We start from the raw sequence: 1,317 nt of genomic DNA, 5'->3' as shown, positions 1-1,317 counted from the left end.
CGCCGGCCGACTACTCGCCCTCGCCGCCGGAATCTGGCACAACTGGCTCCTCGGAACACCCAACAAACGATCCCTCATCGCCTACGACCATTAGGACTCACTCATCTAGAGGGCGAACCGGGCCGGGTAGAGGGCGAGGGTGTCGCGGATGATGCGCAGCAGCATCCGTCGGTCGATCAGTTCGTCGGCCGCGATCTCGACAATGTGCCAGCCCGCGGCGGCAAGGCGGGCCGCCCGGGTGCGGTCCTTGCGCCACCGTTCCGGTTCGCTGCGGTGGTAGTCGCCCTGGTACTCGAAGATGACCCGGTGGGCCGGGAAACACAGGTCGCCGCGGGCGAATTCGTGGCCGCGGGCATCCGTGATCGCAAAGTTGGCCCGCAACCCCGTGATACCGGCCCGCACGACGGTGACGCGAATGATCGACTCAGGCGGCGACTCGGCGTTCTCGTCGAGGAGGCCGAGCGCTTCAACCAGGAGTGCGCGCCGGCGCCGCGACGGATGGCGGGCGACGGCATTCTCGAGTTCGGCACGGCTGGCGAGCGGATGCTCTCGGTGGATCAGGTAGTCCCCCGCCGCCACGAGATCCTCGACGTCGAGAATCGCGGCCAGGTCGCACCAGGTTCGGGCCGCGGTCGTCACGCGCAGCCCGCGCCAGTCGCGAAGGTCGCCGTCGCGCAGCTGCAGCTTGTGCCCGGTCGTTCCGGCGGCCTTGCACGCGCGCAGCGGCGAGCGCGTGCCCACGTGCAGTTCGGGTGGTCTCCTCAGCCGGCTCGGCAACGGAATGCCGATGATCAGGGCCGCGGTCACCCCACAGAAGAAGCCGGCCTCGGGCAGACGGAGCTGTAGTGCCCGGGCCTGGTCCGGCAGCGACGTGGCCGCCGCGAGCGAACGGATGCCGTGGAATGGTCGCGCGAGGTCGGGTCCCCGCAACCGGCCCTCGCCGATGCCGCGCTCGGCCGCCGTGCGCGTGGTGAAGGGCCTGGCCCCGAGCCCCGACGGCAATGGAATTCGACTTGTCATCGGCCCAGCGTGCGCCCCCGCGGCTTTTCGTACCGAAGTTGTCCCCAGCGCGGTCCGGAACGGCCCGGCCCGCGCCGGCCCGCACGCTGCCGCACCGGCCCGCACGCTGCCGCACCGGCCGTGAGGGGTCCCATATCGACCTTCAATCGTGTTGGGAAGGTCGATATGGGACCCCTCACAGGGTTTGCCGAGTACGGATACCCCGGGGGCCGGAGGCGGGGCGACGGGCGGCGGGCGGGGCGACGGGCGGCGGGCGGGACGGCGGGCGGGCGGGACGGCAGGCGGGCGGGACGGCAG

At 71.6% G+C, this 1,317-nt stretch carries 1 protein-coding gene and 1 pseudogene; one reads left to right on the top strand and one right to left on the bottom strand.

From position 1 onward, the window contains the following. Nucleotides 1–94, top strand: a pseudogene (locus tag E3T24_RS12450) (IS982 family transposase); the annotation flags it as partial. Between the two features lie 11 nt (nucleotides 95–105). On the opposite strand, the gene E3T24_RS12445 reads toward E3T24_RS12450, so the two are convergent. Then, complete coding sequence (locus E3T24_RS12445; protein WP_134402892.1) at nucleotides 106–1,020, bottom strand: hypothetical protein; 915 nt, start codon at nucleotides 1,018–1,020, stop codon at nucleotides 106–108. Nucleotides 1,021–1,317: the final 297 nt, after the last annotated feature.

This window comes from Cryobacterium sp. TmT2-59 (assembly GCF_004403545.1).
In the GTDB taxonomy this organism is placed as follows: Bacteria; Actinomycetota; Actinomycetes; order Actinomycetales; family Microbacteriaceae; genus Cryobacterium; species Cryobacterium shii.
This window is presented reverse-complemented; position numbering and strand designations above follow the sequence as displayed.

What these genes read in the sequence shown, in the direction of transcription:
- E3T24_RS12445 (WP_134402892.1), bottom strand. Translation starts at nt 1,020, where the DNA reads ATGACAAGTCGAATTCCATTGCCGTCGGGGCTCGGGGCCAGGCCCTTC.